The sequence below is a fragment of the Pseudochrobactrum kiredjianiae genome (assembly GCF_030362795.1).
GTDB classification, from domain to species: Bacteria; Pseudomonadota; Alphaproteobacteria; order Rhizobiales; family Rhizobiaceae; genus Pseudochrobactrum; species Pseudochrobactrum kiredjianiae.
This window is the reverse complement of record NZ_JAUCBM010000044.1, coordinates 1-2,757: the sequence shown is the minus strand read 5'-3', so window position 1 is coordinate 2,757 and position 2,757 is coordinate 1. Positions and strand designations below refer to the sequence as shown.

Genomic DNA, 2,757 nt, shown 5'->3' with positions numbered 1-2,757 from the left:
GGTTGTGTCGCAAATTTTGCAGTAAGTTAAGTGCGGCCTTATCTGTGGGCACAATTATGCTGCGAGCTCCGCGAACACTACGAATGGCGATTGATTGTCGTTGGCGAATTGATTCTTGCGGATCATGTGAGCCACTTCGATCCCTGCAATGGTGGCTGAAGCGGAATGGAATGCTTTGAAGCCCAACATGTGCTTGGTGACCCGCTTGATGAAACGATGATCCTGTTCAAGAATGTTGTTCAGGTATTTGACCTGAAGAATCTCAATCAGCTTGTCCGTATCGGTGATCTTAAGGATATTATTTATAGCCTGCGCACCAGCCAAATTAGCTCCGCTTTTATCAATAACAATCTTGTTCGGAACACTATTGCTTGCGATAGCCTTTTTAAGGAAACGCCGCGCAGCGCTGAGGTTGCGGCGCTCAGAGAGCATGAAATCAAGGGTTTGGCCGTCACGATCAACGGCCCGATATAGATAGGTCCATTTCCCTTTGACCTTTATATAGGTCTCGTCAACACGCCATGAGCCTAGTGTTGCGCGTTTACGCTTCTGAGCATGAGTTGCAATCTGCGGCGAGTATTTAACAACCCATCGGTTCAGTGTTGCATGGTCAATCTCTACGCCTCGTTCGGCCATTATTTCCTGAAGATCACGATACGAAACTGAATAACGAACATAGAAGAAAACGGCATACAGGATGACACTTTTGGGGAAATGCGTTCCCTTGAAATCGACCATGTTCAATGCCTCTCATCAATCTGTAACCGACGCCACTCATCGCATATATGGTCCGACATAAAAAGTTTGCGACAAAACCGGCACGATTGGGTTGGTGGCGTATGTATCTCAATCTGCTCAATATCAAGACCAGAGAAGGGTGTAAGGCGATGGACATCGTAAAAATACTCTATCCAGATACCGCTCATCTGTCCGACACTGAAATAACCGTCGAAGCATGGGATCTGAAATTCGAGCTTCAGTACGGCGTCCTGCGACGCTTATGCTGGCTCGGCCTGCTTTTTGAGGCAAGAGAAGGGCTCAACTTGCTTGACGACGGAACCTTCCACAAAACACCGCTCTGGGCAGCTTGCCTGCAATTGGAATCGGATACGCAAAGCGATATCGGCGTCCATTGACGCCCGTTATTCCGGCGCCGGCTGCCTCAATAAAGCTTGCTCTCGCCGGGCAATGACGGCGGGGTCGTTCATGTAAGCTGTGCGCGATTTACGCTCTCGCTTCTGATAGCCGTTGGCGGTACTGCCGTCGCGAACACCAAACATATGGTTGGTCTGACCGGTACGGCGCGGACCGCTTTTGCTGCGTTGCTGTTCCCGTCCCGCCTGCATCTCAGCGACGATCGACAGCATGTCATCCAGCCTTTTGTTCTCGACAACAGGCGAACGATGGATGGAGCGAAGCTTGTCGAATGTTGTATAGGGCAAGATGTCTGTGCCATGCAGGATCTCCAGACGTCCGTCGGGGTAGTCACAGACAATGACCTTCTGCCGCGCAAGCCGCTTTGCAACCTCGGTCGGTTCCAGGATGAACAGCACCTTATCATAGCGTAGTGTAAGTGTTTGTGACAGCGTTCGCACTTCCTTCCGGCACAGCGCGCCATCGATGTTCTCATACAGCTCCAGTGGCCGATGCATGTCTTTGGGATTGCGTGGCTCCTTGCCAAACCGCGCATTGAAATCTGCAATATATTCAGTCGCATACGCATTGGCAGCCTCGATCGTATCGATGCCCCGCAGCCGTAACTCCTTGACCAGACGATCCTGCAACGTCCTGTTTGCCCGCTCGACACGGCCTTTAGCCTGCGGAGTATTGGCACAGATAATGTCAATGTTGAGCTCGTAAAGAGCGCGACCAAACTGCGTCAAACCGCTCGTACGATCGAGCTCCGAGGCGTGGGTCGTGCGAAACACACCATGCTTGTCGGTTTTGTCGCAAACTTTTTATGTCGGACCATATATGCGATGAGTGGCGTCGGTTACAGATTGATGAGAGGCATTGAACATGGTCGATTTCAAGGGAACGCATTTCCCCAAAAGTGTCATCCTGTATGCCGTTTTCTTCTATGTTCGTTATTCAGTTTCGTATCGTGATCTTCAGGAAATAATGGCCGAACGAGGCGTAGAGATTGACCATGCAACACTGAACCGATGGGTTGTTAAATACTCGCCGCAGATTGCAACTCATGCTCAGAAGCGTAAACGCGCAACACTAGGCTCATGGCGTGTTGACGAGACCTATATAAAGGTCAAAGGGAAATGGACCTATCTATATCGGGCCGTTGATCGTGACGGCCAAACCCTTGATTTCATGCTCTCTGAGCGCCGCAACCTCAGCGCTGCGCGGCGTTTCCTTAAAAAGGCTATCGCAAGCAATAGTGTTCCGAACAAGATTGTTATTGATAAAAGCGGAGCTAATTTGGCTGGTGCGCAGGCTATAAATAATATCCTTAAGATCACCGATACGGACAAGCTGATTGAGATTCTTCAGGTCAAATACCTGAACAACATTCTTGAACAGGATCATCGTTTCATCAAGCGGGTCACCAAGCACATGTTGGGCTTCAAAGCATTCCATTCCGCTTCAGCCACCATTGCAGGGATCGAAGTGGCTCACATGATCCGCAAGAATCAATTCGCCAACGACAATCAATCGCCATTCGTAGTGTTCGCGGAGCTCGCAGCATAATTGTGCCCACAGATAAGGCCGCACTTAACTTACTGCAAAATTTGCGACACAACC

General features: G+C 49.9%; 2 protein-coding genes and 2 pseudogenes. 2 read left to right on the top strand and 2 right to left on the bottom strand.

Annotated features, from left to right (window positions below):
• Positions 1-54 precede the first annotated feature (54 nt).
• Complete coding sequence (locus QUF18_RS20340; RefSeq protein ID WP_289388726.1) at positions 55-738, bottom strand: IS6 family transposase; 684 nt, start codon at positions 736-738, stop codon at positions 55-57.
• A 77-nt stretch (positions 739-815) separates the two neighbouring features.
• Here QUF18_RS20340 and QUF18_RS20335 point away from each other — a divergent pair.
• Positions 816-1,136: pseudogene (locus QUF18_RS20335) on the top strand (hypothetical protein); the annotation flags it as partial.
• Between the two features lie 6 nt (positions 1,137-1,142).
• On the opposite strand, the pseudogene QUF18_RS20330 reads toward QUF18_RS20335, so the two are convergent.
• Positions 1,143-1,943, bottom strand: a pseudogene (locus tag QUF18_RS20330) (transposase family protein); the annotation flags it as partial.
• A gap of 76 nt (positions 1,944-2,019) precedes the next feature.
• Between QUF18_RS20330 and QUF18_RS20325 the strand changes: the two are divergent.
• Positions 2,020-2,703, top strand: a complete 684-nt coding sequence (locus QUF18_RS20325) for an IS6 family transposase (RefSeq protein ID WP_289388726.1) — start codon at positions 2,020-2,022, stop codon at positions 2,701-2,703.
• Positions 2,704-2,757 lie beyond the last annotated feature (54 nt).

Coding starts and splice junctions, on each gene's coding strand:
- QUF18_RS20340 (WP_289388726.1), bottom strand. CDS start 738: ATGGTCGATTTCAAGGGAACGCATTTCCCCAAAAGTGTCATCCTGTAT.
- QUF18_RS20325 (WP_289388726.1), top strand. CDS start 2,020: ATGGTCGATTTCAAGGGAACGCATTTCCCCAAAAGTGTCATCCTGTAT.